Here is a 26980-nt window from a genome sequence, read left to right as displayed (position 1 = left end):
CACGATGGGAATCAGCACGAAGCGCACGCTCCCGTTGCTGCCGCTGCGCGGACTAATTGTCTATCCCACCATGGTCATGCACTTTGACGTCGGGCGCGAAGTTTCGGTCAAAGCGGTGGAACGGGCGATGGTAGGCGAAAACCTGATCCTCCTCGTATCGCAAGTAGAGACCCAGATTGACGACCCGGAACCGGATGACCTGTTTGAAGTGGGTACGGTCGCCAAGGTCAAGCAAATGCTCAAACTGCCCAACGGCACGATGCGCGTCATCGTCGAGGGATTGCATCGCGCCTCGATTGCAAGCTATGTGGAGCGCGAAGAATGTTATGTTGTAGAAGTGGAGGAACTGCCGGAGCCGACCGAGTACGATTCGGAGGCAGAAGCGCTGATGCGCGCCGTACTCCATCAGTTCGAACAATATATCAAAGTTTCGAAGAAGATCACGCAGGAGACGTTGGCTGCTGTGACAGACATCGATGAGCCAGGGCGACTGGCCGATGCGATCGCTTCGCACCTGACGCTGAAGATCACCGACAAGCAGGAGATTCTGGAAGCGGTCGATGTGAAAGAGCGTTTGGAGCGCTTGTTGAAAATCCTTTCTGATGAGCGAGAAGTGCTGGAGCTTGAGCGCAAGATCAACCAGCGCGTGCGCAAACAGATGGAGAAGACGCAGAAGGAATACTACCTGCGCGAACAGATGAAGGCGATTCAAAAGGAGCTTGGCGACAAGGAAGGTCGCGGTGGCGAGGCGGAAGAGCTTCGCGAGTTGGCTGCGAAGAAAAACCTTCCAGAAGATGTGCGAGAGAAAGTGGAGAAAGAGATCGACCGCTTGGAGAAGATGCCGACCTCCTCGGCGGAAGGCAGCGTGATTCGCACCTATATCGACTGGCTGTTGGCTGTGCCGTGGACGGAGGAAAGCGTCGAAGAGATCGACATCCTCAAAGCGGAGCAAGTGCTCGATGAAGAGCATCACGGCTTGGAGAAGGTCAAGGAGCGCATCCTCGAATATCTCGCCGTGCAAAAGCTGGTCAAAAAGCTCAAAGGGCCGATCCTCTGCCTCGCAGGGCCGCCCGGCGTGGGGAAAACCTCGCTGGCACGCTCGATCGCCAAAGCGCTCAACCGCAAGTTTGTCCGCGTTTCGCTGGGCGGCGTGCGCGATGAAGCGGAGATCCGCGGGCACAGAAGAACATATGTTGGCGCGATGCCAGGCCGTGTGATCCAGGGCATGAAGTCGGCAGGCGAAGTCAACCCGCTGTTCCTGCTCGACGAGATCGACAAGATGACGTCCGACTTTCGCGGCGACCCTTCGTCCGCACTGCTGGAAGTGCTCGACCCGGAACAGAACAACACGTTTAGCGACCATTACATAGAAATTCCGTATGACCTGTCCAAAGTGATGTTTATCACCACCGCCAACGTGTTGCACAACATACCTCAACCGCTGATGGACCGGATGGAAGTGATCAACCTGTCCGGCTACACCGAAGTGGAGAAACTGCATATCGCAAAAGACCATCTGCTGAAGAAACAGCTGGAAAACCACGGTCTACAGCCTGAGCAGGTGGAGATTGTCGATGAGACGATCTACGAGATCATTCGCGGGTATACCCGCGAGGCGGGCGTTCGGAGCTTGGAGCGTCAACTGGCTTCCCTGTGCCGCAAAGCGGCGAAAAAGATCGTGGCAGGCGAAGTGGAGCATGTGCAGATCACACCTGAAAACCTGCCCGACTACCTCGGAGGCGCGCGCTTCCGCCACGGTCTTGCTGAGAAAGAGGATCAGATCGGTGTGGTGACTGGGCTCGCTTGGACGGCAGTCGGCGGTGAGACGCTGGTGATCGAGGCGACCACTTATGCCGGCAAGGGCAAATTGACCTTGACCGGACAGCTGGGCGATGTGATGAAAGAGTCGGCGCAGGCTGCGTTCTCCTACATCCGCTCCCGTTCGGATGCGCTCGGCGTAGACCCTGATTTCTTGGAGAAAACGGACATTCACCTGCACATTCCCGAAGGCGCGATCCCGAAAGATGGACCGTCTGCCGGCATCTCGATGTGCACCGCGCTCATCTCGCAGCTGACAGGCGTTCCCGTCTCGCGCGAAGTGGCGATGACAGGCGAGATCACCCTGCGCGGCCACGTGTTGCCGATCGGCGGCGTCAAGGAGAAATGCATGGCGGCGCATCGCGCGGGGATCAAAAAGGTGCTGCTCCCGATCGAGAACAAAAAGGATATTGAAGACATCCCGGAAAGCGTTCGTGAAGAGCTGCAGATCGTGCTGGTGGAACGGATCGATCAAGTGTTGAAGGAAGCGCTGGTACGACCGATATGATTATCAGAGATGCGAAGTTTATCATCTCCGCCGTGAAACCGGAGCAGTATCCGGAAGGCGACCTGCCCGAAGTTGCGCTGGCAGGTCGCTCAAACGTCGGAAAGTCATCCTTGATCAACCGCCTGCTCAACCGTCGCGGCCTTGCTCGCACGTCAGGAACGCCGGGCAAGACGCAGCAGCTGAACTATTACCTGCTCAACGAGGATTTCTACTTTGTCGATCTGCCTGGTTATGGCTTTGCGCGGGTGCCGAAGGATGTCAAGGCGCAATGGGGCAAGATGATCGGCACCTATCTCGACAAGCGGGAAAACTTAAAGCTGGTCATGCAACTGGTCGATATTCGCCACGCTCCCTCTAAAGAGGATGTGGAGATGTACCAGTATTTGGCCCACTATGCGCGCCCGCATGCGATCATCGTGACCAAGGCGGACAAGGTTGCCCGTGGGCAGTATCAAAAGCATGTGAAGATCATTCGGCAGACGCTGGGCGTATTGCCTGGCACGCCGATCATCCTCACCTCCGCAGAGACTGGGCTGGGCAAGCAGGAAGTCTGGGATCTGATCGCCAAGTATGTTGGCGTAGAAGAAATCATCGCACCCTCCGAATAATCGTTCGGAGGGTTTTTTGTCGATGGAGTGAAAGTTGATGAAGGGTATGCTCCGCAATGATCGTCTATAAGGGCAGAAGAAGTTTCGCGGAGGAGTGATCGATCGATGAGATTGCATAAAAGTTGGGGCTACGCACTGATCGTTTTCGGACTGGTCATGCTCACATCATCTGTCAGCAAAATGATTCATCTCGATGAACTTGTGGCAGCAAAAGTGGAGGCTGGCGTCGAGCGAATCGGGAGCAACATGGAGCGATTCGGTGAGGAGATGGATCGCTTCGGAGCGAGCATGGAGAAGTTGGCAGAAGGATTTAGCGATGGGAATCTGGTGATCGAGATGGGGTCGCAGACGATCGAGCTTGAGCAGATCAAGAAGATCAAGCTGGAGAACAATGTCGGTCAGATCAAAGTGACTGCCGATGCCAACGCGAAACAGGCCACGTTAAAGTACACCAAAAAGCTCAACACGAATGAGCCGCGACAAGAAGCGCAGGAGCGGCTGAAGCAGGTGACGATCGATGTGCATGAAGCGGGAGAGGCGACGATGCTCGTGCAATCGGGTCGCTATCTGTCCGACTCGTTGCTCAAACAGTTTCGCGTCGACTATGAGTTGGTCGTGCCGCCAGCGATCGCCATCGAGTTAGACACAAAAGTTGGTGATATCACAACCTCTGGCTTGCAGAGCGACCTGACTGTGATCGCGAACGTGGCGAAGATCGACATCGACGGTTTTAAGGGCACGCTCCATGTGAAAAACAACACGGGGGCGATCTCGATCCAAGGTGGAAAAGAGGTCAAAGCGATCGAGGTGACCTCAAATGTGGGCGCGCTGAAGTTGGCTCTGTCGGAGAAAGAGAACCTCAAGGTCGATGCGAAGACGAACGTGGGAGCGCTCGACTCGGAGTTCTCGCTCAACGAGCGCCGTCTCGGACCGAGCAAATCGGTTCAAGGGCAGATCGGTGATGGGAGCACAGGTCAGGTGACGCTGTCGACCAACACCGGCTCGATCTCGCTGGTCAAATCGAAATAAAGCGCAAAGAAACCTCTTGCCGCCACTAGGCGTAAGAGGTTTCTTTTTTCGATCGCTTCTTTTTTCCCCCGAGCTCGGCGATCAGCATGCCGCCGAGGATTAACAGACAACCGATCACTTGGATCGCAGTCAGCCGGTCCCCCGCCCACAGATAGCCTGTCGCAGCCGCAAAGACGGGCTCTGTCGCGAAGATCAACGCCGTGCGAGCGGGCGTGGTGAACTTCTGAACCTGATTTTGTGCCACGAAGGCGAAAGCGGTCGCGATGACCGAACAGATGATCAGCGCGGAGAGCACCGAGTAGTCGAGCAGAACCTCGCTGGACATGGAGGCGGATACATCTTCGAACAGCAGAGCGCCGATCATGTTGAAGATGCCGCAGGAGAGGATCTGGACGAAGGCGAACGGCAGCGCATGAAATCCGCTCGTATATTTGCCGACATAGGTGATGTGCAGCGCATAGCAGATCGCGCAGATGAAGACGAGCGCGTCGCCAATGTTGATCTGAAAGCCGTTCAAGGTCAGCATCGCCAAGCCGATCGCCGCCAGGATCACGCCATAGATCGCGTTGCGCTTGATGCGCTGACCTAAGATCCATAAGGCGAACAATGGTACGATCACCACCGACAGCCCGGTGAGAAATCCGGCGTTTGAGGGAGTGGTGTAAATCAATCCGAACGTTTGGAACGCGTAGCCGGCAAAGAGCAGCAGCCCGATGCCGCTGCCGACCAACCAGATCTGCTTGTTCATGCTCGATAGGGCATTGCGGAAAAAGAGGATCATCAACAGACCTAAGATCAGTGCTGCAATCAAAAATCGAACGCCAAGGAAGGTGAAGGGCGGCATTTTGTCCACCGCTTCCTTGACCATGACAAAAGTGGCCCCCCATGAAAATGTCACTCCGAGCAACACGAGGTCGGCCAACCAGGTTCTTCTCATCGATGCTGTGCCTCCAAGCTGGGAAAATGAAAGAATGATCCTGCAAAGATACAGAATCATTCTTCCATAGAACGCGAGAGACAGTCAATAGCCAACCGGTCGCTCAGTTGCGCCAGTTGAGCAGGCGGCGCTCCAAGAAGGCGACCGCATGATACATCAGCGCGGAGACGAACAGGATCAGAAACAGGGCGAGCATGACGAGCGTCAGGTTGAACACTTGGAAGCCATAGATGATCAGGTAGCCCAAGCCCGCTTTGGCGACGAGAAACTCCCCGACGATCACCCCGACGAAGGAGAGCCCGACATTCACTTTCAGCGTGGAGAGGATCGTCGGCAAGGCGGCGGGAAAAACGACCTTTTGAAACACGTGCCATTTGTTGCCGCCAAACGTTTGAACGAGCTTGATCATGTTGGCATCCACATCGCGAAACGATGTGTAGACGACGATGGTGGTGACCACGACCGAGATGGCCACCGCCATCATCACGATCGAGAGAAACCCTTGGCCGAACGCGACGATGAAGATCGGGCCGAGCGCAACTTTCGGCATCGCGTTGAAGAGGACGATGTACGGATCGAGAATGCGACCGAGCACCGGCGAGGCCCAGATCAGGATCGCCAGCAGCGTGCCAGCTGCCGTCCCGAGCAGGAAACCGACGATCGTCTCCCAGATGGTGATCCACATGTGGGGCAACAGCGTTCCGCTCGCGAGCATGCTGATCAACTGCTCGCCGATCTTCGAAGGCTGGGAGAAGAGAAAGGAGTTGATAACGCCCTCTCTCGCTCCGATTTCCCAGAGCAGCAGGAAGGCGACGGCGATCAGCAGTTGGGCGGTGAGGATTCCGACTGAGCGCAATCGCTTTTTGCGCAGGAACTGCGCATGGTCTGGCGATTTTGCACCGCGGGTCAACAGGTTATGCTTCATCCTGAAAGTCCCTCCAGACTTGGCGGAAAAGTCCATGAAATTCGGCAGATTCGCGCGCTTCCAGCGGCGAGAGCGCGCGAATGGTGTCGGGCACGCGCAGGATGCGCAGGATGCGCCCCGGTCTTCCGGCCATCACGATGATTCGATCGCACATCGCGATCGCTTCGCCGAGGTCGTGCGTGACGAGCAATCCGGTCAGTCGATGCGAGCTGAGCGTTTGGGCGATCAGCGCCTCCAACTGGAGCTTGATCTGGTAATCGAGCGCCGAGAAAGGTTCATCGAGCAGGACGACCTGCGGTTCTGACGCCAACGTGCGCACGAGTGCTGCGCGCTGGCGCATTCCACCGGAGAGCTGATGGGGATACCGATCGGCAGTCCCCAGCAGGCCCATCTCGTCGAGCAAGCGAAGCGCCCGCTCGCGCTTCGCTTGGCTCAGCCTGCCGGTGATCTCAAGGCCGAGCAAAACGTTCTGCTCGATCGTTCGCCAAGGCAGCAGATAATCTTGTTGAAACATGTACCCGAGCTGATGGGTGGGGCGCACGACCGCTTCACCGAAGAGGGTGACCTTGCCAGCAGAAGGGAAGAGCAGCCCAGCGATCAGCGAGAGAATCGTGCTTTTGCCACACCCGCTGGGGCCGACGAGCCCGACAAACTCCCCTTGTTCGATCGTGAAAGAGATGTCTGTAAGCGCCGTCGTTTCACCAGAGTCGGTCAAATACTTGTGAGAAATCTGTTCAAGCGAGATGGCGACCACTTCGATTTTCACCTCCGATGATGTATAAACGGTGCGCAAACGGAGAAGATAGGGAGGAAACCCATATTTCTCCTCTCCTTTTCTTGATAGCCTCTTCGAAGCTGAAGAGGCTCTTTTTTATGAGATACGGCTCTGTGCTGGGCGATCGAACTCGATACTCGCTCATCAGCTCCTGCTCACACAGGTGGAGCGCGGCCGATCGAGCTTCACTGCCGCTTCGCCTTTTCTGCAAATTCGGTGTTGACCAGATCCTGATAGCTCACATCCGCATTCAGTTCGCCCGCCTCTTTCATGATCGCCAACATGTTGCTGAACTCCTCCTGGTCGATCACCGCATCTTTCGCCCAAGCATCACCATCCTGATAGCGTTTGATCACCGCGGTGAGGACTTTCGATTCCACTCCCTCAAAATAGGGCTGGATCACTTTTGCCACCTCTTCGGGAGTTGATGAATGGATAAAGTTTTGTGCCTTTTGCACCGCATTTGTGAATTTCTGGATGGTTGTAGGCTCAGACTTGATCGTGCTGGCTTTAGCCATGAACACCGTATAGGGCAGCTTTCCAGAGTCCTGCCCGAAAGAGGCGACCACATACCCCTGCCCTGCCTGTTCCAAGATCGCACCGCTCGGCTCGAACGCTTGCAAAAAATCGCCCGTTCCGGAGGCGAAGGCGGTCGCTTGGTTGTCAAACGTGATGTTTTGAATGATGTTCACATCGGAAAAAGGCGTGACCCCATTTTGCTTCAGCACGTATTCTGACACCATCTCGGGCATCGAGCCTTTGCGCGACCCGACCAGCGATTTCCCTTTGAGCATCGACCAATCCCAGTTGTCGATCTTGTTGCGAGCGACGAGAAAGGAGCCATCGCGCTGCGTGACCTGTGCGAAGTTGACCACCTTGTCGGACGCGCCTTGCTGGCCCACATAGACGGTCGTCTCCGCACCGATCAGGGCGATGTCCGCCTGATCGGCCAACAGCCGCGTCATCGCTTTGTCGCCACCCCAAGCGGTGTCCAGCTGGATGTCGAGGCCTTCGCTTTTGAAATATCCCTGCTCGATCGCCACATATTGCGGCGCATAAAAGATCGAGCGGATGACTTCTGACACGCGCACCTGTGTCAACTTCTCTTCGCTCGCGCTGTTGTCGCTCGGGGCGCAGGCGGTCAGTGCAAACAAGGCGGCAATCGTGGAGAGCGCCACCATCTGAATCGAACGTCTCATCAAATGAATACCTCCATCTGCGTTGAAGTTGATAGACAGTCTATGATTGGGCGGGTGCACAGGTGTCTGTCTTGGCGATCGCGCGAAGGATGTTGAAAGGGACAAAAAGATGTCATATTTCCTCCGCGAGTTCGCGAAGAGCTGTGATATAATGAGGATGTTTATTATGGGACGGGGCTCAAATGTACGAAGCATGCGGCTTTTGAGATAGATGAGGGAGTGAGAGAGAATGTACATCATGGTCGTGGGGCTGAACTATCGGTCGGCTCCTGTTGAGATACGCGAGCGATTCGCCCTCCCGGCTGGTGATCTCGGGGAAGCGATCGAAGGCTTGAAGCGCAGCGGAAGAATTTCCGAAGTTGTGCTGGTCTCAACGTGCAACCGCACCGAAATCTATGCTGTGGTTGAAGAACGGGTGGTCGGGCAGGATGAGATATTCACATTTCTGAGCAAGATGTCCGGCGTGTCGCGCCAGATGTTCTTGCCCCACCTGTATCAGTTTGGCGAAGGAGAGGCGGTTCGCCATCTGTTCAGAGTGGCATCCGGGCTCGACTCGATGGTGCTTGGCGAGACACAAATTTTGGGACAAGTTCGCCAAGCGTTTTTGTTTGCCCAAGGTGCGCAAGCGACCGGTCCGATCTTTAACAATCTGTTTCGTCGCGCCGTCACGGTGGCGAAGCGAGCGCATGCGGAGACGAAGATCGGTGAGAACGCCGTCTCCGTGTCGTACGCGGCGGTGGAGCTGGCGAAGAAAATATTCGAATCGCTCGATCAGAAGACGGTCCTGCTGATCGGGGCTGGGAAGATGAGCGAGCTGACGGCGAAACACCTGAACGCAAACGGGGCGACCCGCGTGCTCGTCGTCAACCGCACCTACGAACGAGCGAAGGAGCTGGCAGACAAGTTCGAGGGCAAGGCGCTCGATCTCAATTCTCTCGATCTCGCTTTGAAGGAAGCGGACATCGTCGTCTCCTCCACAGGCGCCGAAGGATATGTGGTGACCAAAGAGCATGTGCAGGCGACGATGAAGCAAAGGCGCCATCGCCCGCTGTTCCTGATCGACATCGCCGTTCCGCGCGACCTCGACCCGGAGATGGGCAAGCTTGACAACGTGTTTCTCTACGATATTGACGATCTGGAAGGCGTGATCGCAGTCAATCTCCAAGAGCGGCAGAAGGAGGCGGAAAAGGTCGGCGTGATCATCGGGGAAGAGCTTGGCGCTTTCAAGATGTGGCTGAACCAGCAAGAGGCGATTCCGCTGATTCAAAAGCTGCGGGAGAAGGCGATGGAAGCGCAGTCCAGCCTGATGCAAAGCTTGGTCAACAAAGTGCCCAACCTCTCCGAGAAAGAGCTGCACACGGTCAATAAGTTGACCAATGCGATGATCAACCAGCTGATCCACGAGCCGATCAAGCAGGTCAAGGAGATGGCGGGAGAGCAAGAGGCCGATCTGTATCTGGAAGCGTTCTCGCGCATCTTCGGCTTGGAAGAGGAGCAGCAGGAGCCTGAGCGGGTGCAGACAGAAGTGCGCCAGATGACGGCGGTGATCGCATCTGCTGCCAGGCAGATCGAACAGACTCGACAGGAAGAAGCAGCGGTGGGAGCCTCGCGCATTCTGCTCACTCGATCAGGATCGTGATCAGCGAGGTAGCTTGCTAAGAAGGAGGTGTTCATCGTGACGAGAAGTCTGTTGATGTACGACTTTATGGTCTTTCTCTATGCGGCTGTTGTCGTGTTGTATTTTCTCGATTTCCTTGCCCACCGCAGGACGCTCAATCGAGTTGCGTTCGGTTTGCTCGCCGTCGTGTGGGGCTTGCAGACCTCTTTTTTCTTCACGCGCATGGTGGAGGTCGGCTATGTACCGCTGGTGACACCTTTTGAGACCACCCTATTTTTCTCTTGGTTATTGATCTCATTTTCATTGGTGATTAACTTTTTCTATAAGATCGATCTATTCGCTTTTTTTACCAACGTGATCGGGTTTACGATCGTCGTCTTTCACCTGTTTGCAGGTGAAGGGGCGGCCAAGGTGGGGGAGAATCTGCAGGGAGATCTGCTCGTGCTGCATATCACGCTCGCCTTCTTGAGCTATGCGGCCTTCTCGATCTCCTTCATCTTTTCGATCATGTACCTGATCCAATCGAAGATGCTCAAGGAGAAGCGTTGGAACAACATGTTTCGCCGGATGCCTGCGCTCGACAAGCTCGACGCGTTTACCTATCGCCTGATCATGGTCGGCTTCCCCTTGCTCTTGCTTGCGATGATCCTCGGCGTCAACTGGTATTACAAGCAATATGGCGTCATCCTGATCCTCGACGCCAAGCCGGTCGTCTCGGTGCTGGTGCTCGGGTTTTACGTCGTCTGGCTCTATCTGCGCCGGGCGAGCGACTGGTCAGGAAGAAAGCTCGCTTGGTGGAACGTCGCGTCTTTTGGGCTGTTGATCATCAACCATCTGTTTGTCGGGACCTATTTCTCTGGGTTCCACAACTGGTAGGTCAGCATGAAAGGCGAGCGGATGTACGGAGCATTTTTACGGCTGAAGGGGCGCAGCTGCCTTGTCGTCGGCGGGGGGCCGGTTGCGGAGCGCAAAGTGATCAGCCTGCTTGAGTGCGGTGCAGATGTGACGGTGATCGCGCCGCAAGGAACCGATTTCATCGTAAAGCGGGCGGAAGATGGTACAATAAGGTGGGAGGCACGTCCGTTTCAGTCGGGCGACGCCACCCCCTTTTCACTGATCATCGCAGCGACCGATTCGGTCGAGGTCAATCGACAGGTCTATGAAGAAGGCGAGGCGAATGGCCGCTTGGTCAATGTGGTCAACGATCAGGCACTCGGCAACTTTACCGTCCCTGCTGTGATCAGGCGAGGTGCGCTGTCGGTCGCGATCTCCACCTCAGGGGCGGCGCCCGTCGTGGCAAAAAAGCTGCGCGAGGAGCTGGAGTCGTTTCTCGGACCGGAGATCGAGCTGTTTTTGGACAAGGTCGCCGAGGTGCGCAAACGCCTGTTGGCCGAAGTGCCCGAGGTGGAGCGAAGGACTTTGCTGCTGAGAAAATTGGTCAATTCTGAACTGCTGTCGATGATGCGTCAAGGCGAGCATGAAGATGCGGAACAGTTGTTGGAACGCATATTGGAGGGACTTGAAGAATGAAGCGAATCGTAGTGGGGACCCGAAAAAGTCCGTTGGCGCTAACACAGACCGAGTGGGTGATCGAAAGGCTGAAAGAGCACCATCCAGGGCTTGAGGTCGGCATGGAAAAGATCGTCACCAAAGGTGATCGCATCCTGGATGTCACCTTGTCGAAGGTCGGCGGGAAGGGATTGTTTATCAAAGAGATCGAGCAGGCGATGTACGACAAACAGATCGATTTTGCGGTGCACTCCTTAAAGGATATGCCCACAGAGATGCCAGACGGTCTGATGCTGGCGGCGATCACCGAGCGCGAAGACCCGCGCGATGTGGTGATCACTCGAAACGGCGGGACTTTTTCCGATTTGCCGATCGGTGCGAAGGTGGGGACCTCCTCTTTGCGCCGTGCTGCACAGCTGTGCCATGCGCGTCCGGACATCAAGATCGTCTCGGTGCGCGGGAACATCAACACCCGCCTCGCCAAGCTGGAGGAGCTGGAGCTCGATGCGATCGTCTTGGCTGCGGCCGGCCTTGAGCGGATGGGCTGGGCGGACAAGATCTCAGAGCGCTTGGCGCCTGAGCTGTGCATTCCGGCGGTCGGCCAAGGGGCGCTGGCGATTCAGTGCCGATCTGATGATCAGGAGATTCGGGAGATCCTCTCCGTTCTTGACAATGAGCAGACGCGCCGCATCGTGACCGCGGAGCGCACGGTGCTCGGGCAGCTCAACGGCGGCTGTCAGATTCCGATCGGCGCCTATGCGGAGACGGTCGATGGAGAGCTGAAGCTGACGGGGATCGTCGGCTCTGCTGACGGGCTCACCCTGCTCAAAGAGACGGCGACCGGCACCGATCCGGTCGCGCTTGGACAGGCGGTAGCAGAAAGGCTGATCGAGAAGGGCGCAGGCGAGATCTTGGAGAAGGTGCGCGAGGAGATCAATCAGTGACAGAGGTCGAGCAAAAGCCGCTTCAGGGCAAGCGAATCGTCGTCACCCGCTCCCGCAGTCAGGCGAGCGAGCTCTGTCGCCAGATCGAAGCGCTCGGAGGAGTGCCGTTTGAGTTTCCGGTCATTCGCACCGACTTTCCGTCCGATCTTCAGCCGCTCGATCGAGCGATTGCACAGCTTGCCGACTACGACTGGATCATCCTGACCAGCGTCACAGGCGTCGAGATGTTCTTTGCGCGGATCGAGCAGTTGATCGGCACTCTGCCAGCAGGCCTGCGCGCGAAGTTCGCAGCGGTCGGAAGCAAGACGCAAGCTGCGCTGGAGCGACAGGGTGTGACGGTGGCGGTCACCGCCGAGGAGTATGTTGCGGAAGGGCTGCTTCGCTCGCTGGGAGATCAGGTGGCGCCGGGGCAGCAGGTGTTGCTCCCACGCTCAAACATCGCGCGCAAGCTGTTGCCCGATGCGCTGCGGGAACGAGGATGTCTGGTGACAGATGTCGATGCGTATCGGACGCTTCCGGTCGTCGGGGAGGCGAGCGAGCTGATCGCTCGCTTGGCAGCGCGAGAGATCGATGCGGTCACGTTCACCTCCTCTTCGACGGTGAACAACTTTGTGGCGGCGCTGTCCGGCTCTGACGTCAAAACGCTGCTCGGCGACGTCGTGCTCGCTGCCATCGGGCCGGTGACGAAAGAGACGGCGCAGGGGCACGGCCTACAGATCGAGCTGATGGCAGATACATATACGATTCAAGGGTTGGTCGAGACGCTCGTCCAACATTTCACCACCAAGCGATAGGGGGACCCACAGATGCAACAGCTAGAATTTCAACGACATCGCCGACTGCGCAATTCGGCAGGCATGCGCGCGATGGTGCGCGAGAACTATGTTTCGACCAACGATCTGATCCATCCGCTCTTCGTCGTGGAAGGGAACGATGTGAAGCGGGAGATCCCGTCGATGCCGGGCGTGTTTCACTTCTCGCTCGACCAGTTCCGCCGCGAAGTGAATGAGGTGTCGGAACTCGGCATTCCTTCGATCATCCTGTTTGGGATTCCCGATCACAAAGACGATTGCTCCTCGCAGGCATATGCGGAGGAAGGAATCGTGCAACAGGCGATCCGTGCGGCCAAAGAGGAAAACCCCGATCTGGTGATCACCACAGACGTCTGCCTCTGCCAATACAACCCGGCAGGCCATTGCGGCATCGTCGAAAACGGGGAGATCGTCAACGATCCTTCCTTGGAGTTGCTGGCGAAGACGGCGCTGTCCCACGCACAGGCGGGCGCCGATCTGATCGCACCTTCCGACATGATGGACGGGCGGATCGCAGCGATCAGACATACGCTCGATCAGAACGGATACCAAAACATCCCGGTGCTCTCCTATGCGGTCAAATACGCTTCGGCGTTTTACGGTCCCTTCCGCGATGCGGCTCATTCGGCACCATCGTTTGGCGATCGCAAGACCTACCAGATGGACCCGGCAAACGGTCGTGAGGCGATGCGCGAAGCGGAGTCTGATGTGATGGAAGGCGCCGACATGCTGATGGTCAAGCCGGCGCTCGCCTATATGGATATCATCCGCCAACTGCGCGATCGCTACGACCTGCCGATCGTCGCCTACAACGTATCTGCCGAATATGCGATGGTGAAAGCGGCCGCCCAAAACGGCTGGATCGACGAGCGAGCGGTCGTGATGGAGACGATGACCGGATTTAAACGCGCAGGTGCCGATCTGATCCTGACCTATTTTTCGAAGGATATCGCGCGCTATCTGAAAGCAGGCTACTAGTCACCGGAGGTGTTTCTGATGCATAAAGGCTACGAACGTTCGAAAGCAGCATTCGCAGAAGCGAAAAAGATCATCCCAGGTGGCGTCAACTCGCCGGTGCGCGCGTTTCGCGGTGTAAAAGGCGACCCGGTGTTTGTCGAGCGCGGTCAGGGTTCGAAGATGTACGACATCGACGGCAACGCGTATATCGACTACTGCCTGTCGTGGGGGCCGTTGATCTTAGGCCACGCGCATCCGGATGTGATCGGTGCCGTGCAGGAGATGGCGGCGAAAGGCACCTCGTTTGGCGCACCGACCGAGCTGGAGACGGAGATGGCCAAGCTGGTCACATCGATCATGCCGTCTGTCGAAGTGGTGCGGATGGTCAACTCGGGCACCGAAGCGACGATGTCCGCGCTGCGGTTGGCGCGCGGGTATACGAAGCGAAACAAGATCATCAAGTTTGAGGGATGCTATCACGGGCATGCCGATTCGCTGCTGATCAAGGCTGGCTCCGGCGTTGCGACGCTCGGGCTGCCCGATTCGCCGGGCGTTCCCGAGTCGATCGCAGCCAACACGCTGACCGTGCCCTACAACGACATCGACAGCTTGAAGCTGGCGTTTGAAAAGTTTGGCGAAGACATCGCGGCGGTGATCTTGGAGCCGATCGCGGGGAACATGGGTTGCGTGTTGCCATTGCCTGGCTATTTGGAGCAAGTGCGGGCGATCACCAAGCAGTACGGATCGCTGTTGATCTTCGATGAGGTGATGACCGGATTCCGGGCGGCCTATGGCGGTGTGCAGGCTCGATACAACATCGATCCTGACCTGACCACGCTCGGCAAAGTGATCGGCGGCGGCCTCCCGGTCGGCGCATACGGCGGGAAGCGAGAGATCATGGAGCTGATCGCACCGGCAGGCCCGATCTATCAAGCGGGCACGCTGTCCGGCAACCCGCTGGCGATGATCGCAGGCTATGTCACCTTGAAGAAGCTGGGCGAGCCGGGGGCGTATGACCGACTGGAAGCGATGGGCAAACGGCTTGTCGAAGGCTTCCTCGCCAGCGGGAAAGAGCTGGGCATTCCTGTGACCGGCACCTATGTGGGCGGCATGATGGGCATGTTCTTTTCGGAGCGTGAAGTGGTCGACTACGACACGGCCAAGCTGTGCGACCTTGAAAGATACGCGACCTATTTTCACGAGATGCTCAAGCGCGGCGTCTATTTGGCGCCGTCGCAGCTGGAGGCAGGATTCCTGTCGCTGGTACACTCGGATGAAGACATCGACCGCACGCTGGAAGCGTCCTATCAGTCGATGAAGCAATTGTAGAGCAATCGATGCCGCCTGTTCAGCTGTCTTGAACAGGTGGCTTGCTTTTTCCAAACAGGAGGGAACGCGGATGAGCGTAAAAAACACAACACCCTTGCAGCCGCGTGGAGCGCTCTTGTGGATGCAAAGTGTACAATGGATGGTCTTTATCTTGGCGAACGTGATCGCCGTCCCGATCGTGGTCGGCGCTATTTTTGATCTGTCTGCTGTGGAGATCTCCTCCTTCGTCCAGCGGATGCTGCTGGCGACCGGGATCGCGACGCTGATCCAGATCTACTTCGGCCACCGACTGCCGCTGATCGAAGGGGCGGCAGGCATGTGGTGGGCGCTGTTTATGATCATGGGCGGGATGGCGATCCCGGGGGAGAAGGGATTGGTGCTTCAGCAGTTGGAGATGGGCTTGATCGTCTCCGGTGCGGTGCTGGTGATCTTAGGCCTGCTGCCGATCATCGGCAAAGTGCGGCAGCTGTTCACGCCGATCGTGACGGGCGTCTATCTGATCTTGCTATGCCTGTCGCTGTGCAATTCGTTCTTCAAGGGAATGCTCGGCGTGGCTCGCTTCGGACATGTGGACGGGACGATCGCGACACTCTCCCTGCTCGTGGTGGTCGTCGTGCTGACCATCTCGCTGAAGAGCAAAGGGATTCTGCGCAGCATGGGGCCGCTGGTCGGGATCGTGCTCGGCTGGGTCTTGTTCTCGGCGCTTGGATTGAACGATCAGGAAGCGTTGGCCGACACGGGAAGCGCTTGGTTTGCTTGGCCGGAGCTGTTCGCATGGGGGCCGCCAGTCTGGGATTTCGGCATGGTGCTGACCTCTGTGCTGACCGGCGTGATCTTGATCTCAAATGTGATCGCCTCGATCGTCGTCATGGCCAACACGCTCGGCATAGAGGCTGAACCTGCGACCTATCGCCGCGGTTTGCTCGGCAACGGGGTAAGCTCGCTCCTGTCAGGCCCGCTGTCGATCGTCGGCTTGGTGCCGCTCTCCGTATCGGCAGGTTTTATCATGACGACCGGATTGCGCGCGCGACTGCCCTTTGTGCTCGGAGCGGTGTTGGTCGGGGTGAGCGGTCTGTTTCCGTTTATCGGCCATTTTTTCTCCACGCTGCCGTCAGAAGTGGCTTATGCGGCTCTGTTTACCCCGTTCGCCCAGATGATCGGCTTCGGTGTTCGCGATCTGATGGGCGTGGAAGGAAACAACCGCAACCTGCTCGTCATCGGCATCTCGCTGATGGTCGGCGTCGGCATCATGTTCTTGCCGTCTGACGCGCTGTCATCGCTCGCGCCGTGGCTGCGCAACATGATGGCGAACGGTCTGCTCGTCGGGCTGATCGTCTGCTTGCTGCTGGAGCACGTCGTGTTTCGGCAAGCGCAAAAGGATTGACACTTTCGTTGCATGAAGGCGAGTTGGGGAAGCGAAGCGCTGTTGCAGAACATGCTGTACATCCGGGTGTGGCGAGCGGTCGACTGGACGCCGCACCTCTCCAAGAGGTGTGTGATGAGGATACATATCTTGATTGCTGATGATGATCCGCATATCCGTACGCTGTTGCGTTTTTATCTGCAAAAAGAGGGCTATGCGGTGCTCCAGGCGAAAGACGGCGTGGAAGCTTCGCAGATCATGGAACAGGAGCGGGTGCACCTGGCTGTCGTCGATGTGATGATGCCAGGTAAAGACGGACTGGAACTGTGCCGCGAGATCCGCGACGTCTATGATGTGCCGGTCATCTTATTGACCGCCAAGCGCGAGGTGGAGGACAAGGAGCGCGGCTTCCTGTCGGGTACGGACGACTATCTGGTCAAGCCGTTCGAGCCTCGCGAGCTGATGTTTCGGATCAAAGCGCTGCTTCGTCGCTACCAGGTGGTCGCAGAGGAGCTGATCCGCTTTCAGCAGACGGTCATCGACCTGCGCAACTTCGAAGTGCGGATCGGAGAGGATATCTTTCCGATCCCGCGCAAGGAGTTTGAGCTGTTGGCGCTGCTCGCGAGCAACTCGGGCCGCATCCTGACCCGCGACCAGCTGATCAACCGCATCTGGGGCGTCGATTACCAAGGGGATAGCCGGACGGTCGATGTGCACATCAAACGACTGCGCGAGCGGCTCGCCGCGGCGGATGATCTCTCGATCGTCACCGTGCGCGGGCTCGGCTATAAGCTTGAGGTGCGCGACAGATGAAGACGCTCTATGTTCGCATCGTGCTGATGACGATCCTGATCGTGCTCGGCAGCGGCGTGCTTTCCTTTCTGTTGTGCAATTTTTACTACCAAGGACAGCTCAAACAGTACAATGAACAGAAGCTGATGGGGATCGCGACAGATGTGGTGCAAAAGTACGAGCAGTTTCCTGCGATCGACTTACACGAATATCTGACCGGCGTCGCCGATCTGAATTACCAATTGTACCTTGTCGATGCGACGGGGACGGGCACGATGTTTGGGGCGCCCTTTAAAGAGATGGAGCTTGATCCTTCGATCGTGCCGAGCGTCTTGGCGGGTAAGCCTTACCCCGGAGTGATGGAAAGTCAACATGGGCCGTTCATCACCGGCTTTTTTGAAAACACGCTGGCCAACAGCATCGGGGTTCCACTGCATGCGAACGGCACCAACTATGCGCTGTTTCTGCGCCCGAACATCGAGGGGATGCTCGGCGAAGTGCGGATCTTGTTGGCGATGCTGCTGATGCTGACCTTTGTGATCTCCTTGCTCTTTCTCGTCATCTTCACCCGCTTCATCGTGTCGCCGATCAAGCGCCTGACCGCAGCCACCCAGCAGATCGCCGAAGGGGAGTTTGACATCGATCTCGAAGTGGCGCGCGGGGATGAGATCGGGGAGTTGGCGAAACATTTTTCCAAGATGGCCAGCGAGCTAAAGAAGCTGGAGGAGATGCGGCAGGAGTTCGTCTCCAACGTCTCCCACGAAATTCAATCCCCATTGACCTCGATCCAAGGTTTTTCCCAAGCGCTGCGCACCGAGGAGATGTCGTTGGAAGAGCGAGATGCTCATTTGGCGATCATCGAGGAGGAAAGCCGTCGCCTCTCCTCGCTCAGCCAACAGCTGCTCACCTTGTCTGCGCTGGACAAGGGCGGCGCGCTGGTGAGAAAGTCCTCCTTTCGCCTCGATGAGCAAATTCGCGAAGTCGTGCTGATGCTCGAATGGCAGTGGCGCGAGAAAAACTTGCAGCTCGATCTCCAGTTGCCGAAAGTTACGCTTGACGCCGATTCGAATTTTTTGCATCTGGTGTGGGTCAATCTGTTGACCAACGCGATCAAGTTCACGCCCGAAGGCGGGACGATCGCTCTGCAGCTGGAAGATGACGGGTTTGAGGTCAAAGCGACAGTCGCTGACGATGGGATCGGCATCGCACCGCATCAGCTGGCCCGTGTGTTTGAGCGCTTCTACATCGCCGATCCATCGCGCGACCGCACAGATCGCAGCGGAAGCGGGCTGGGGCTTGCGATCGTAAAAAAGATCATCTCGCTGCACCGCGGCACGATCGAGGTGAAAAGCGAGCTCGGCGTCGGCACCGCGTTCACGATCATCCTGCCTCGACTGTAATCTGTCGTTCATCTTTCGTTCATCTTCGTTCCATAGAATGAGCCTATGAAAACGAAATGATGAGGAGGTCGCACCAGATGACACAGTTACTTCGGGCGGTGACCGCATTTTCAAGCAGGAAGAAAGGCGCGATCATCATGCTCGCGCTTTGGATCGCGCTCGTGCTGATCCTCTCCGCTTTTGCGCCGACGAGCAAGATGTTCGCTGTCAATTCGAACGCTTCCGATCTGCCGGCAGACGTTCCTTCAGAGCTCGCGCGCCAGGCGATCGATCAGCATTTTCCAGCAGACGGCGGGCTGACTGCGCTGCTGGTGTTTCATGATGATCGGCCATTGTCGGACGATCAACAGCAACAGATCGTCAATTTCAGCCGTGGGCTGGTCGAGGATAAACCGGAGGGTGTGGAGCAATCGCTTCCGATCCACCAGATGCCGCCCAGCAGTTGGGAGCCGTTTTTCTCAGCAGATCACACCACGTTGATGCTCCCTGTACACCTTGACAAAGGGCTCGATTCGCATCAGGTTCGCGATGCGGTGAAAGCGATCGATCAGCGAGCGGATGCGCTGCGTGAACAGCTGCACATCTCGATCACCGGCCCTGCGGGGATCGCATCAGATGCGCTCGCCGTGTTTCAAAATGCAGACCTGGTGCTGATGCTGTCGACCGTCGCACTGATTCTCGTGCTGATGATCGTGCTCTACCGCTCGCCGCTCTTGGCGATCGTTCCGCTGCTTGTCGCTGGGCTTTCCTATGCGGTCGTCGACCGACTGCTCGGCTTGGCGGGCAAAAACGATTGGTTTGTCGTCGACAGCCAGGCGCTGTCGATCATGATGATCTTGCTGTTCGCGGTGCTCACCGACTACTGTCTGTTTGTGTTCTCTCGCTATCGGGAGGAACTGCGCAACTGTGCGTCTCAGTTTGAGGCGATGCGCGTGGCGATGAACTATGTCGGCGAGCCGATCTTCTTCAGCAGCAGCACGATCTTCGTCTCCGTCTTGACGTTAGCTGCTGCACTGTTCAAGCCCTATCAACATTTTGCTCCGGTGTTTGCAACCGCGTTGATCGTGATCTTGCTCAGCGGGCTGACCTTGATCCCCGCTGTCTTCACTTTGCTTGGTCGCAAAGCGTTCTGGCCGTTTGTGCCGAAGGTTGGGGAGACGAAGCAGGAGGGCAGAAGCTTCTGGGCGAAGCTCGGACGCTTCAACATTCGCAAACCGCGCACGATCGTGGCGGTGCTCATGCTGCTCTTGGTGGGAGCTTCGCTGTTCACCACAGACATCAAATACTCGTTCAACCTGTTGCAATCATTCCCAGAGGACTCCTCTTCGCGGATCGGATTTGAAACGTTGGAGCGACAGTTCCCCAAAGGGTCGCTCGCCCCGGTCACGGCGGTCGTCGAGTCAACGCAGGAGATCCAGCCTGATCAGCGACTGTACAACGCGCTCGGCAAGATCGCTGCGCAGTTGGCGAGCGTGCAAGGCGTCGAGTCGGTCACGCCCGATCTGACGGCAGACAACCAGCAAGAGACGGGGCGCCAACTGCCAAAAGGCGTGCTGTCTGAAGATCGCCAGGCGATACAGCTCCAGATGGTGCTCGCAGATGACCCGTACGGGACAGAGGCGATGCAAACGATCGAGACGTTGCGACAGCAAGCGGAACAGATCATCACGGACAGCGGATTGGAACTGTCTAGCTATCGGCTGCATTTTGCCGGGCAGACCCCGCAGATGGTGGATACTCGTGACATCAACGATCGGGACACGCTTCTCGTCGTCACCGTCGTGATCGCCGTGATCACGCTGTTGCTGATCTTCCAATCGCGTTCGCTGATCGCGCCGCTGTACATGATCGGAACGATCCTCTTGACCTATGGGACGGCACTCGGTCTCGGCTGGCTGATCTTTCACGAACTGCTCGGGTATGAGGCGATCAGCTACCGGATTCCGCTCTATTCGTTCGTCTTCCTCGTGGCGCTCGGGGTGGACTACAACATCTTGTTGCTGTCTCGGGTCCGCGAAGAAGCGCAGAAGCATGAGCTGCCGCAAGCGATCGCTCGTGCCGTCGCCTTGACGGGCAAGACGATCTCGTCTGCCGGGTTGATCCTCGTCGCCACATTCGCAGTGTTGATGACACAGCCACTGCTTGAGCTGTTCATGTTCGGATTTGTCGTCGCGCTCGGCGTGCTGATCGATACGTTCCTCGTTCGCGCCCTGCTGATGCCTTCGATCATGGTGCTGCTCGGACGATTCAACTGGTGGCCGACCGCATCATCGCGCAAAATGAATACGATCACGCATGGGATAGGGGGAGAACGATAATGCTTGAGACCAGCTTGTATTTTCTTCATCTGGCCGGTTTGGCAATCTGGATCGGCTCGATGGTGGTGTCTGTGTGGCTGTTGGTGAAGATCGGTCGCATGGAGGATCGGTCGAACGGGAAATCTTTGCTTCAGATGATGATCAGCCTGGTCAAATGGCTGATGAACGGCGCGGCGCTGGTCGTGCTCGCATCAGGAGGTGGGTTGATCCAAAGCCTCGGCTATCATGAGATCGAAAAACCGCTTTGGATCACGCTGATGGAACGAGGTGGAGGCATGATCATCCTGCTCTTCCTGATCATCATGACGTGGATGTGCAACAGAGCGCACAAGCGGTTGAAAGGCGCGGATGGCGCGCAAGGAAACCAGTTTTCCAAACTGGTCACCCGCTTTTCTGTCACGCTTTCCAGTTTCGCCGTGCTGGCGCTGGCGGTCGTCTACATCGTAAGTCTGCGAGTCTCCTGATCCGCTTTGCGCGAAAGAGAATCGCCATCTGCCTTTTAAACGTTGATCATGCAAAAAAAGCGACTCGCACAGAGTCGCTTTTTTCTGTTCGTGCAGCAGATTGTGCTCCGCGACTCGCTTCTGCACGCCGCCAGTCAGGGCAATTTGATCAGCCTGTCAGGGAAGGAGAATTAGATCATCCCCCGTGCGAAGCGTCTGCTACCCGAACGCCGCATCATCGCATGATCGATCCTTACTCCTGATCGAGAGATTTTTTCAGCTCGCTCAAGTTTTGCTTCATGATCGAAATGTAGTCGTGCCCGCTTGCTTGCTCTTCTTTGGTCAGCCCTTCTAACGGGTTGAGCACCGCCGTCTGCGCCCCGATCTCCTTGGCGACTCGCTCCGCAATCTTCGGCGAGACCAGCGTTTCGAAGTAGATCGTTTTGACCTGATGTTCTTTGGCGAAGGCGACGATCTCTGCCATCTGAGCTGCTGACGGTTCCACTTCGGGGGAGAGCCCGGAGATCGGCACCTGCTTCAGACCGTACCGTTTCGCCAGATAGCTGAAGGCAGCATGCTGGGTGACAAACTCTTTGCGCTTCCCGTTTTGGACAGCAGTTCGAAACTCCTGATCGAGCTCTTGGAGCTCAGCGAGATAGGCGGTCGCGTTTCGCTCGTAGTCGCTCCGATGATCGGGGTCCGCCATGATCAGCGCACGTTTGATCGACTCCACCTGCTGTTGAGCGAGCACCGGGTCGAGCCAGACGTGCGGGTCGAGGTGGTGACCCTCCTCCTGCTCGTGATGTTCGTCCTCCCCGTGCTCATGTTTGTCATGCTCACTTTGTGCATGCTCATGGTCATCATGGTTGTGATCGTGCCCCTCGCCTTCGAGCAGTTCAATGCCCGCCGTCGCTTCGACGACGATCAGCTTGCTGTTCTCGATCCCTTTCAGCGCTTCCTCCGTCCAGCTTTCCATCCCCGCGCCGTTGAAAACGAAAAGATCAGCCTGTGCCAAAGAGCTCATGTCTTTCGCTGTCGGTTCCCAATCGTGCGGTTCGACGCCGATCGGCACCAGCGCCGTGACGTTTGCATGATCACCGGCCACCCGTTTCGTAAACTCGTACATCGGATAGAAAGTGGTGACCACCTGCAGTCTATCGCTTGCCGTCTGTGCGACCGGTCGCTCATCTGTGTTGCAAGCGGCCAGCATCAGACTGGCTGCAAGTGCAACGCCCAACCATTTTTTCATCAGAAATCCTCCTCTTATGTAAAACGTAATGATTACGAATTACTATACATCGAGAATCTCTGCTTGTAAATAAGAATGTTTACGATTTTGAGCACAAAAAAAACTCTCATCTGCTGATGAGAGCCTATTGGGGCTTCTTCCAATCTTTTTTAAATTTCTCCGGATTTTTGTTCGCTTCGATCAGCTTGCGGAAGATGGTCAAAAAGATAAAGACGAACAGGGAGCCGACAAAGCCGATCACCGCAAACAGAGCAGCATAGTTGAGCAATCCTGTTTCAAACGGGCCGGCAAAACCGCCCCAGATCAGCCCGAGACCCAGATAGGAATACACGAAGGTGACGAGCATCGCCCACCACATCGAGCGGCGGTGCTGCATGATCAGCGTGACGATCGCACCGAGAATCAAGATCGTCCCCGGGTTGACCAGCGCGACTTTCACCGTCGTATAGGAGGAGGGTAGATCTTCGAGGACGCCTTTGTTGTGATAGCCGAATGGCAGGAGGTAAAGGGGAATCAAAGCTAGGGCTAGCAAGATCAGTAATTTTTTCATGGCGAAACGTTCACCTCATTCCTCATCATAGCACAGGAGTCAGTTCAAACTTTGTATCAAATTTGCGAAATCGTCCGGGTAGGGAGCCTCCACTTCCAGCAGCTCGCCTGTGATCGGGTGAGATAGGCTGAGATAGCGAGCGTGCAGCGCCTGTCTGGCGATGCGGTCTGTCGGCCCACTGTAGAGCTCGTCACCGAGCAAAGGGTGTCCAAGCCATGCCAGATGCACGCGAATCTGGTGGGTCCGACCTGTTCGCAATTTTGCTTGGATGAGCGTCGCATCGGAAAAGCGCCGAATCACCTGATACTCGGTCTGGGCAGGCTTACCTGTCTTGGAAACACGTCGTCTGGTCGGGTGGTTGCGATCACGGCCGATCGGCTGATCGATCAATCCCTTGTCTGTTCGCACCCGGCCTGCGACCAGCGCATAATAAACTCGTGAGATCTGCCGCTCGGTCAGCAGCTTGTCCAGCAGGATGTGGGCGATCTCATGCTTGGGAATCAGCAGAGCGCCTGACGTCTCCTGATCCAGTCGGTGCAGCACCCGACAGCGCGTTTGCACCCCTTGCAGCTGGTAGTGGAAGGCGAGGGCGTTGAGCAGAGTATCCGCTTCTGCTGCCGAGTTGGGATGCACTTTCATCCCGACCGCTTTGTTGACGATCAGCAGGTGATCGTCCTCATAGAGCACATCGAGCAGATCGGTTGAAATCTCGACGCCATAAGGCTCTTCGGGAAACAGCACGCAGCGCACGCGATCTCCTGCCCCGACGGTAGCGATGGGCTGTGCTTCTTCCTTCCCGATCATCACGCTGTGCGTTTTGAACAGCTCTTGCACAATTTTTTCTGGCAGACCTGCTTCCGCTCGCAACAGATCGAGCACCGACATGCCCGCTTGTCGCTTGGTGACGCGCATTTCGAGCCACGGGCCATTTTTGGCAAAGTGCATGGGGATGACACCACTTTCTTCATGTTAACAACATGTATCATTTTAGCAAATCAAGCTCGATCCGCAAAATATGGGCTCGTCATGGGTGAACCGCCTAGCGCTTGGGAGCGTACAGTGTGGTGGGCGGTAAAAACAGAGCCTACAGCGAGACACAACGAGAGGAGCAGGAGAACCCATGTCTGATAAAACGAAAATCAAAAAGATGAAGATTGCCCTGATACTGGATGCGGAAGCTCGCGCACAACTGCGCGAGATGCTCGCAGGTCATACAAACTGCGTGTATCTTGATGAGGTCTGCTTTGAACACCTGCGCATCGAAAAGTTGAAGTGCGATTGTATGACAATCGATGATCTCAAGATGAAGCGCGGCAAGATCGATTGTTTGAAACTGGAGGTTTGCGAGCCTGAGTGCTGCTGATCATCAGCTCGCAACCTCTTTTGGTAGGGAAGCTAAAAAAGTCGAAACCCTGATGCGGTTTCGACTTTTTTAGCGTAAGATGAAGAAAAGGAGGGAGTCAGAATGAGAGATTCAGAGCCGCTTCAGGTGATCTATGATGGGCATTGTGCGCTATGTCGCGCATCGATGAAGAGGATTCAGGCGATGCTTGGCGAGCGAGTCAGCCCCGTCGATTTTCGCTCGGTGCCACCGGAGCAGATCCATCCGGAGCTGCGCGAGGAGAGCTGCAAAGCGCGCATGCACCTGCTCGACGGTGAGAAGCTCTACGGCGGAGCGGAGGCGATGGTGCGCATCCTGCAGCTGCACCGCGGGTACCGCCTGATCGTCTGGCTCTACTACCTGCCACCGATCGGATGGTTAGCAGAGCGAATGTACGAATATGTGGCACGAAATCGCTTTCGCCTGTCAAAATGGTTGGGAAGCGATGTTCCAGAGTGCACAGATGCCTGTTCCATTCATCGCAAGGACTAGCTCTCCCCGTTTCGCTTCGACCGCAGCAGGCGATAACGGCGTCCGCGAATGGCGATCGAGACGAAGAGGTCGTCACCAGACTCGCACGTATGTTGAATCAGGCGGATCGTATTTTGTACAAAATACCAGGGCAGACTGCCGCTCAAGCGCTCCTGTTCGGCAAGTTGGAGAAACTGCGGCAGCTCCTCCTGCAACAAAAAACCATAGCGCAGCAAAGTGGTCGGGCGAATCGGGTGGTCGAACAGATAGCGACCGTGTGTGAGATAGTTGAAGTAGTGGCGGAGCAAGCTTCGTTCAGGAAGCGCTCGCCACGCGTCATGATAATCCACTTGGTAGTCTTTTGCGTCCAGATCGGGGGGAGCGGAAGCGGGGAGCAGTTGCACGATTTTCCGAATCCCCTCATTGTACAGATCGTCGCTAAACGCCTGATGATAGAGCAGACCATCTTGGACGATCGCTCGAATGACCGTGTACAGCTCAGGGTCGCGCGAAAGCAAAGGCTGTGTCTTGGTCAGCAGGATCGGATCGCCCGATCCGATCGCCTCGTAAAGCTCTCCGATCCGAAATGAACAATAGCGGATGCTCATCTTCCAAGTCTACCTCCATTCCTCTTCATCCCCTCTAGTATCAGCCAATGGCAGGTCAATGTTACCTGATAGCGGAGAGAAACATGCTGGCGATCATCTTCAAAAAAAGTACCTCTCAACGTGAGAGGTACTTCACCGACTAGTAGAAGATCGCATCGTACGGATTGATCAACCCGTATTTCGTGTACTTTTCAGTTCCCTCGATCTGCTTGGCTGTATTCAACAATCGCTCGATTACTTCCTTGTTGCTCATCTGCAAGTTGGTCGACCAAGTGAGCGTGGTGAGCCCGGAGACGAACGCTGCCGAGTAGGAAGAGCCCTTCAGATCGGTGACGATGCCACCGCTTCGGGCGGTAGTCTCCATGCCTACGCCAGGTGCGGCGAGGCTGACCCATCCTCCATAGTTCGAAAAGTCGGCTGGTTTGAACTCCTGATCGACCGCGCCCACCGAGAGCACGTTTTCATACGCGGCGGGGAACACCGCTTTTTCCCCGCCATCGTCGCCGGCGGCTGCTACGATCACGACGCCTTTTTCAAACGAGTAGTTGATCGTGTCTTGGAACGCATCGGAGTACTCACCGCCCGCGAGTGACAGGTTAAAGACGTTCACTCCCTTTTCGACCGCGTAATACATCGCCTCAAGCACGTTTGAAGTATAACCGACCCCTTCTTTATCGAGCACTCTCAACGGCATGATCATTGCGCTCGGGTCAATGCCTGATGAACCCAACTCCTCGTTGGCCGCTCCTGCCATGATGCCGGCCACATAGGTGCCGTGGCCGTTCTGATCGATCGGGTTCGAGCTTCGCTCAACAAAGTCGTAGCCGGACACCAGCTTGTCGATCAAACCCTTGTGCTCTAGGTCCACACCAGTGTCGAAGAGGCCGATCGTCCGCTCCTTCGATCCGAGCGTTTTCTCCCATGCTTTCAACAGGTTGAGCTTGTCGAAATAGGGAGGGCGCGGTCCTGGAAACGGCTTGGGGGGAGGGGTTGGGCACCGATCATCCGACCAATAGGTCGCCGAATGCACGACGTAATCGAGCTCCACATCTGCCACATCCCACTCGCCGATCAGCTTTTCTTTCATCGTTTTGGCATCGCCAGCCTTTACTTTGAGCACTTTCCACTCCTGTAAGTCCAGCACTTTTTCCACATCGTAGCGATTCGTTAAGTCCTTCTCATCTTTCCCCGGCTTCATCTTCACAAGCACGCGGTCTTGTGCGAAATCGGGTTCGCCCTTCGAAGTTTCGGCGCTGGCAGTCGGAGTGAGCGACGCCAGAAAAGCGGTTGCGACCAAAGCTGTCATCACTTTCTTCATTTCAATGACCTCCTTGTTTTATTATTTAAAGATGTAAATACATATTTCTGATTCGTCAAACCTGTCCAAATTCCTTCACCATTCCGCCATCGCCTACATAATCTGAGGGTGAACTGTCA

General features: G+C 56.4%; 26 protein-coding genes. 17 read left to right on the top strand and 9 right to left on the bottom strand.

The features are described 5' to 3' along the window. Positions 1 to 4: 4 nt before the first annotated feature. From lon to ACFSOY_RS03270, 3 genes are all read left to right on the top strand, one after another. Complete coding sequence (lon, locus tag ACFSOY_RS03280) at positions 5 to 2326, top strand: endopeptidase La (protein ID WP_386044093.1); 2322 nt, start codon at positions 5 to 7, stop codon at positions 2324 to 2326. Further along, positions 2323 to 2934 (top strand): ribosome biogenesis GTP-binding protein YihA/YsxC, encoded by a 612-nt coding sequence (gene yihA, locus ACFSOY_RS03275; protein ID WP_386044092.1) that lies wholly within the window; start codon positions 2323 to 2325, stop codon positions 2932 to 2934. Before lon ends, yihA begins: the two co-directional genes overlap by 4 nt. 105 nt (positions 2935 to 3039) lie before the next feature. Then, a complete protein-coding gene (locus tag ACFSOY_RS03270; protein WP_386044091.1) occupies positions 3040 to 3963 on the top strand; it encodes a DUF4097 family beta strand repeat-containing protein in 924 nt (307 codons plus the stop codon). Between the two features lie 25 nt (positions 3964 to 3988). Here the strand turns inward: ACFSOY_RS03270 and ACFSOY_RS03265 are convergent, their stop codons facing one another. The 4 genes from ACFSOY_RS03265 to ACFSOY_RS03250 form a co-directional block, all read right to left on the bottom strand. Continuing rightward, positions 3989 to 4900 carry a DMT family transporter gene (locus ACFSOY_RS03265; RefSeq protein ID WP_386044090.1) on the bottom strand — a complete coding sequence of 304 codons (912 nt, stop codon included), beginning with the start codon at positions 4898 to 4900 and terminating at the stop codon, positions 3989 to 3991. A 103-nt stretch (positions 4901 to 5003) separates the two neighbouring features. Further along, entirely contained in the window at positions 5004 to 5825 is an 822-nt protein-coding gene (locus ACFSOY_RS03260) for an ABC transporter permease (protein WP_386044089.1), read from the bottom strand. After that, positions 5815 to 6579, bottom strand: coding sequence for an ABC transporter ATP-binding protein (locus ACFSOY_RS03255; RefSeq protein WP_386044088.1), 765 nt, complete (start codon positions 6577 to 6579; stop codon positions 5815 to 5817). The genes ACFSOY_RS03260 and ACFSOY_RS03255 overlap by 11 nt, the downstream gene beginning before the upstream one ends. Positions 6580 to 6785: 206 nt before the next feature. After that, the gene (locus ACFSOY_RS03250; protein WP_386044087.1) at positions 6786 to 7799 is read right to left on the bottom strand and encodes an ABC transporter substrate-binding protein; all 1014 of its coding nucleotides are present in this window, start codon (positions 7797 to 7799) and stop codon (positions 6786 to 6788) included. Positions 7800 to 8028: 229 nt separating this feature from the next. Between ACFSOY_RS03250 and hemA the strand changes: the two genes are divergently transcribed. From hemA to ACFSOY_RS03190, 12 genes are all read left to right on the top strand, one after another. After that, positions 8029 to 9438, top strand: a complete 1410-nt coding sequence (gene hemA / locus ACFSOY_RS03245; protein WP_386044086.1) for a glutamyl-tRNA reductase — start codon at positions 8029 to 8031, stop codon at positions 9436 to 9438. A 36-nt stretch (positions 9439 to 9474) separates the two neighbouring features. Then, positions 9475 to 10293, top strand: coding sequence for a cytochrome C assembly family protein (locus ACFSOY_RS03240; RefSeq protein WP_386044085.1), 819 nt, complete (start codon positions 9475 to 9477; stop codon positions 10291 to 10293). Between the two features lie 6 nt (positions 10294 to 10299). Then, positions 10300 to 10947, top strand: a complete 648-nt coding sequence (locus tag ACFSOY_RS03235) for a precorrin-2 dehydrogenase/sirohydrochlorin ferrochelatase family protein (RefSeq protein ID WP_386044084.1) — start codon at positions 10300 to 10302, stop codon at positions 10945 to 10947. After that, positions 10944 to 11870 (top strand): hydroxymethylbilane synthase, encoded by a 927-nt coding sequence (gene hemC, locus ACFSOY_RS03230; protein ID WP_386044083.1) that lies wholly within the window; start codon positions 10944 to 10946, stop codon positions 11868 to 11870. Before ACFSOY_RS03235 ends, hemC begins: the two co-directional genes overlap by 4 nt. Further along, positions 11867 to 12664 carry a uroporphyrinogen-III synthase gene (locus ACFSOY_RS03225; RefSeq protein ID WP_386044082.1) on the top strand — a complete coding sequence of 266 codons (798 nt, stop codon included), beginning with the start codon at positions 11867 to 11869 and terminating at the stop codon, positions 12662 to 12664. The genes hemC and ACFSOY_RS03225 overlap by 4 nt, the downstream gene beginning before the upstream one ends. Before the next feature lie 12 nt (positions 12665 to 12676). Beyond that, a complete protein-coding gene (gene hemB, locus ACFSOY_RS03220; protein ID WP_386044081.1) occupies positions 12677 to 13660 on the top strand; it encodes a porphobilinogen synthase in 984 nt (327 codons plus the stop codon). An 18-nt stretch (positions 13661 to 13678) separates the two neighbouring features. Further along, a complete protein-coding gene (gene hemL / locus ACFSOY_RS03215) occupies positions 13679 to 14968 on the top strand; it encodes a glutamate-1-semialdehyde 2,1-aminomutase (RefSeq protein WP_386044080.1) in 1290 nt (429 codons plus the stop codon). Between the two features lie 70 nt (positions 14969 to 15038). Then, complete coding sequence (locus tag ACFSOY_RS03210) at positions 15039 to 16352, top strand: purine/pyrimidine permease (RefSeq protein WP_386044079.1); 1314 nt, start codon at positions 15039 to 15041, stop codon at positions 16350 to 16352. Between the two features lie 114 nt (positions 16353 to 16466). Next, a complete protein-coding gene (locus ACFSOY_RS03205; protein ID WP_386044477.1) occupies positions 16467 to 17144 on the top strand; it encodes a response regulator transcription factor in 678 nt (225 codons plus the stop codon). Next, complete coding sequence (locus ACFSOY_RS03200; RefSeq protein WP_386044078.1) at positions 17141 to 18523, top strand: sensor histidine kinase; 1383 nt, start codon at positions 17141 to 17143, stop codon at positions 18521 to 18523. The genes ACFSOY_RS03205 and ACFSOY_RS03200 overlap by 4 nt, the downstream gene beginning before the upstream one ends. A 77-nt stretch (positions 18524 to 18600) precedes the next feature. After that, positions 18601 to 20841, top strand: coding sequence for an MMPL family transporter (locus ACFSOY_RS03195; protein ID WP_386044077.1), 2241 nt, complete (start codon positions 18601 to 18603; stop codon positions 20839 to 20841). After that, entirely contained in the window at positions 20841 to 21305 is a 465-nt protein-coding gene (locus ACFSOY_RS03190) for a hypothetical protein (RefSeq protein ID WP_386044076.1), read from the top strand. Before ACFSOY_RS03195 ends, ACFSOY_RS03190 begins: the two co-directional genes overlap by 1 nt. 232 nt (positions 21306 to 21537) lie before the next feature. On the opposite strand, the gene ACFSOY_RS03185 is transcribed toward ACFSOY_RS03190, so the two are convergent. The 3 genes from ACFSOY_RS03185 to ACFSOY_RS03175 form a co-directional block, all read right to left on the bottom strand. Further along, the gene (locus ACFSOY_RS03185; RefSeq protein WP_386044075.1) at positions 21538 to 22533 is read right to left on the bottom strand and encodes a metal ABC transporter substrate-binding protein; all 996 of its coding nucleotides are present in this window, start codon (positions 22531 to 22533) and stop codon (positions 21538 to 21540) included. A 124-nt stretch (positions 22534 to 22657) separates the two neighbouring features. Beyond that, the gene (locus ACFSOY_RS03180; RefSeq protein ID WP_386044074.1) at positions 22658 to 23083 is read right to left on the bottom strand and encodes a hypothetical protein; all 426 of its coding nucleotides are present in this window, start codon (positions 23081 to 23083) and stop codon (positions 22658 to 22660) included. A 39-nt stretch (positions 23084 to 23122) separates the two neighbouring features. Further along, a complete protein-coding gene (locus ACFSOY_RS03175; RefSeq protein WP_386044073.1) occupies positions 23123 to 24028 on the bottom strand; it encodes an RluA family pseudouridine synthase in 906 nt (301 codons plus the stop codon). Positions 24029 to 24203: 175 nt separating this feature from the next. Between ACFSOY_RS03175 and ACFSOY_RS03170 the strand changes: the two genes are divergently transcribed. Beyond that, the gene (locus ACFSOY_RS03170; protein WP_386044072.1) at positions 24204 to 24446 is read left to right on the top strand and encodes a hypothetical protein; all 243 of its coding nucleotides are present in this window, start codon (positions 24204 to 24206) and stop codon (positions 24444 to 24446) included. Positions 24447 to 24548: 102 nt separating this feature from the next. Beyond that, the gene (locus tag ACFSOY_RS03165) at positions 24549 to 24956 is read left to right on the top strand and encodes a thiol-disulfide oxidoreductase DCC family protein (protein ID WP_386044071.1); all 408 of its coding nucleotides are present in this window, start codon (positions 24549 to 24551) and stop codon (positions 24954 to 24956) included. On the opposite strand, the gene ACFSOY_RS03160 is transcribed toward ACFSOY_RS03165, so the two are convergent. Further along, positions 24953 to 25543 carry a hypothetical protein gene (locus ACFSOY_RS03160; RefSeq protein ID WP_386044070.1) on the bottom strand — a complete coding sequence of 197 codons (591 nt, stop codon included), beginning with the start codon at positions 25541 to 25543 and terminating at the stop codon, positions 24953 to 24955. The genes ACFSOY_RS03165 and ACFSOY_RS03160 overlap by 4 nt on opposite strands. A gap of 139 nt (positions 25544 to 25682) precedes the next feature. After that, entirely contained in the window at positions 25683 to 26861 is a 1179-nt protein-coding gene (locus ACFSOY_RS03155; RefSeq protein WP_386044069.1) for a S8 family peptidase, read from the bottom strand. Positions 26862 to 26980: the final 119 nt, after the last annotated feature.

The sequence above is a fragment of the Tumebacillus lipolyticus genome, assembly GCF_042682745.1.
Taxonomy (GTDB): Bacteria; Bacillota; Bacilli; order Tumebacillales; family Tumebacillaceae; genus Tumebacillus_A; species Tumebacillus_A lipolyticus.
The sequence above is the reverse complement of the archived record's forward strand: the minus strand, read 5'-3'. Positions and strand labels throughout refer to the sequence as shown.

Coding starts and splice junctions, on each gene's coding strand:
- lon (WP_386044093.1), top strand. CDS start 5: ATGGGAATCAGCACGAAGCGCACGCTCCCGTTGCTGCCGCTGCGCGGA.
- yihA (WP_386044092.1), top strand. CDS start 2,323: ATGATTATCAGAGATGCGAAGTTTATCATCTCCGCCGTGAAACCGGAG.
- ACFSOY_RS03270 (WP_386044091.1), top strand. CDS start 3,040: ATGAGATTGCATAAAAGTTGGGGCTACGCACTGATCGTTTTCGGACTG.
- ACFSOY_RS03265 (WP_386044090.1), bottom strand. CDS start 4,900: ATGAGAAGAACCTGGTTGGCCGACCTCGTGTTGCTCGGAGTGACATTT.
- ACFSOY_RS03260 (WP_386044089.1), bottom strand. CDS start 5,825: ATGAAGCATAACCTGTTGACCCGCGGTGCAAAATCGCCAGACCATGCG.
- ACFSOY_RS03250 (WP_386044087.1), bottom strand. CDS start 7,799: ATGAGACGTTCGATTCAGATGGTGGCGCTCTCCACGATTGCCGCCTTG.
- hemA (WP_386044086.1), top strand. CDS start 8,029: ATGTACATCATGGTCGTGGGGCTGAACTATCGGTCGGCTCCTGTTGAG.
- ACFSOY_RS03235 (WP_386044084.1), top strand. CDS start 10,300: ATGAAAGGCGAGCGGATGTACGGAGCATTTTTACGGCTGAAGGGGCGC.
- hemC (WP_386044083.1), top strand. CDS start 10,944: ATGAAGCGAATCGTAGTGGGGACCCGAAAAAGTCCGTTGGCGCTAACA.
- hemB (WP_386044081.1), top strand. CDS start 12,677: ATGCAACAGCTAGAATTTCAACGACATCGCCGACTGCGCAATTCGGCA.
- hemL (WP_386044080.1), top strand. CDS start 13,679: ATGCATAAAGGCTACGAACGTTCGAAAGCAGCATTCGCAGAAGCGAAA.
- ACFSOY_RS03210 (WP_386044079.1), top strand. CDS start 15,039: ATGAGCGTAAAAAACACAACACCCTTGCAGCCGCGTGGAGCGCTCTTG.
- ACFSOY_RS03205 (WP_386044477.1), top strand. CDS start 16,467: ATGAGGATACATATCTTGATTGCTGATGATGATCCGCATATCCGTACG.
- ACFSOY_RS03200 (WP_386044078.1), top strand. CDS start 17,141: ATGAAGACGCTCTATGTTCGCATCGTGCTGATGACGATCCTGATCGTG.
- ACFSOY_RS03195 (WP_386044077.1), top strand. CDS start 18,601: ATGACACAGTTACTTCGGGCGGTGACCGCATTTTCAAGCAGGAAGAAA.
- ACFSOY_RS03190 (WP_386044076.1), top strand. CDS start 20,841: ATGCTTGAGACCAGCTTGTATTTTCTTCATCTGGCCGGTTTGGCAATC.
- ACFSOY_RS03185 (WP_386044075.1), bottom strand. CDS start 22,533: ATGAAAAAATGGTTGGGCGTTGCACTTGCAGCCAGTCTGATGCTGGCC.
- ACFSOY_RS03180 (WP_386044074.1), bottom strand. CDS start 23,083: ATGAAAAAATTACTGATCTTGCTAGCCCTAGCTTTGATTCCCCTTTAC.
- ACFSOY_RS03175 (WP_386044073.1), bottom strand. CDS start 24,028: ATGCACTTTGCCAAAAATGGCCCGTGGCTCGAAATGCGCGTCACCAAG.
- ACFSOY_RS03170 (WP_386044072.1), top strand. CDS start 24,204: ATGTCTGATAAAACGAAAATCAAAAAGATGAAGATTGCCCTGATACTG.
- ACFSOY_RS03165 (WP_386044071.1), top strand. CDS start 24,549: ATGAGAGATTCAGAGCCGCTTCAGGTGATCTATGATGGGCATTGTGCG.
- ACFSOY_RS03160 (WP_386044070.1), bottom strand. CDS start 25,543: ATGAGCATCCGCTATTGTTCATTTCGGATCGGAGAGCTTTACGAGGCG.
- ACFSOY_RS03155 (WP_386044069.1), bottom strand. CDS start 26,861: ATGAAGAAAGTGATGACAGCTTTGGTCGCAACCGCTTTTCTGGCGTCG.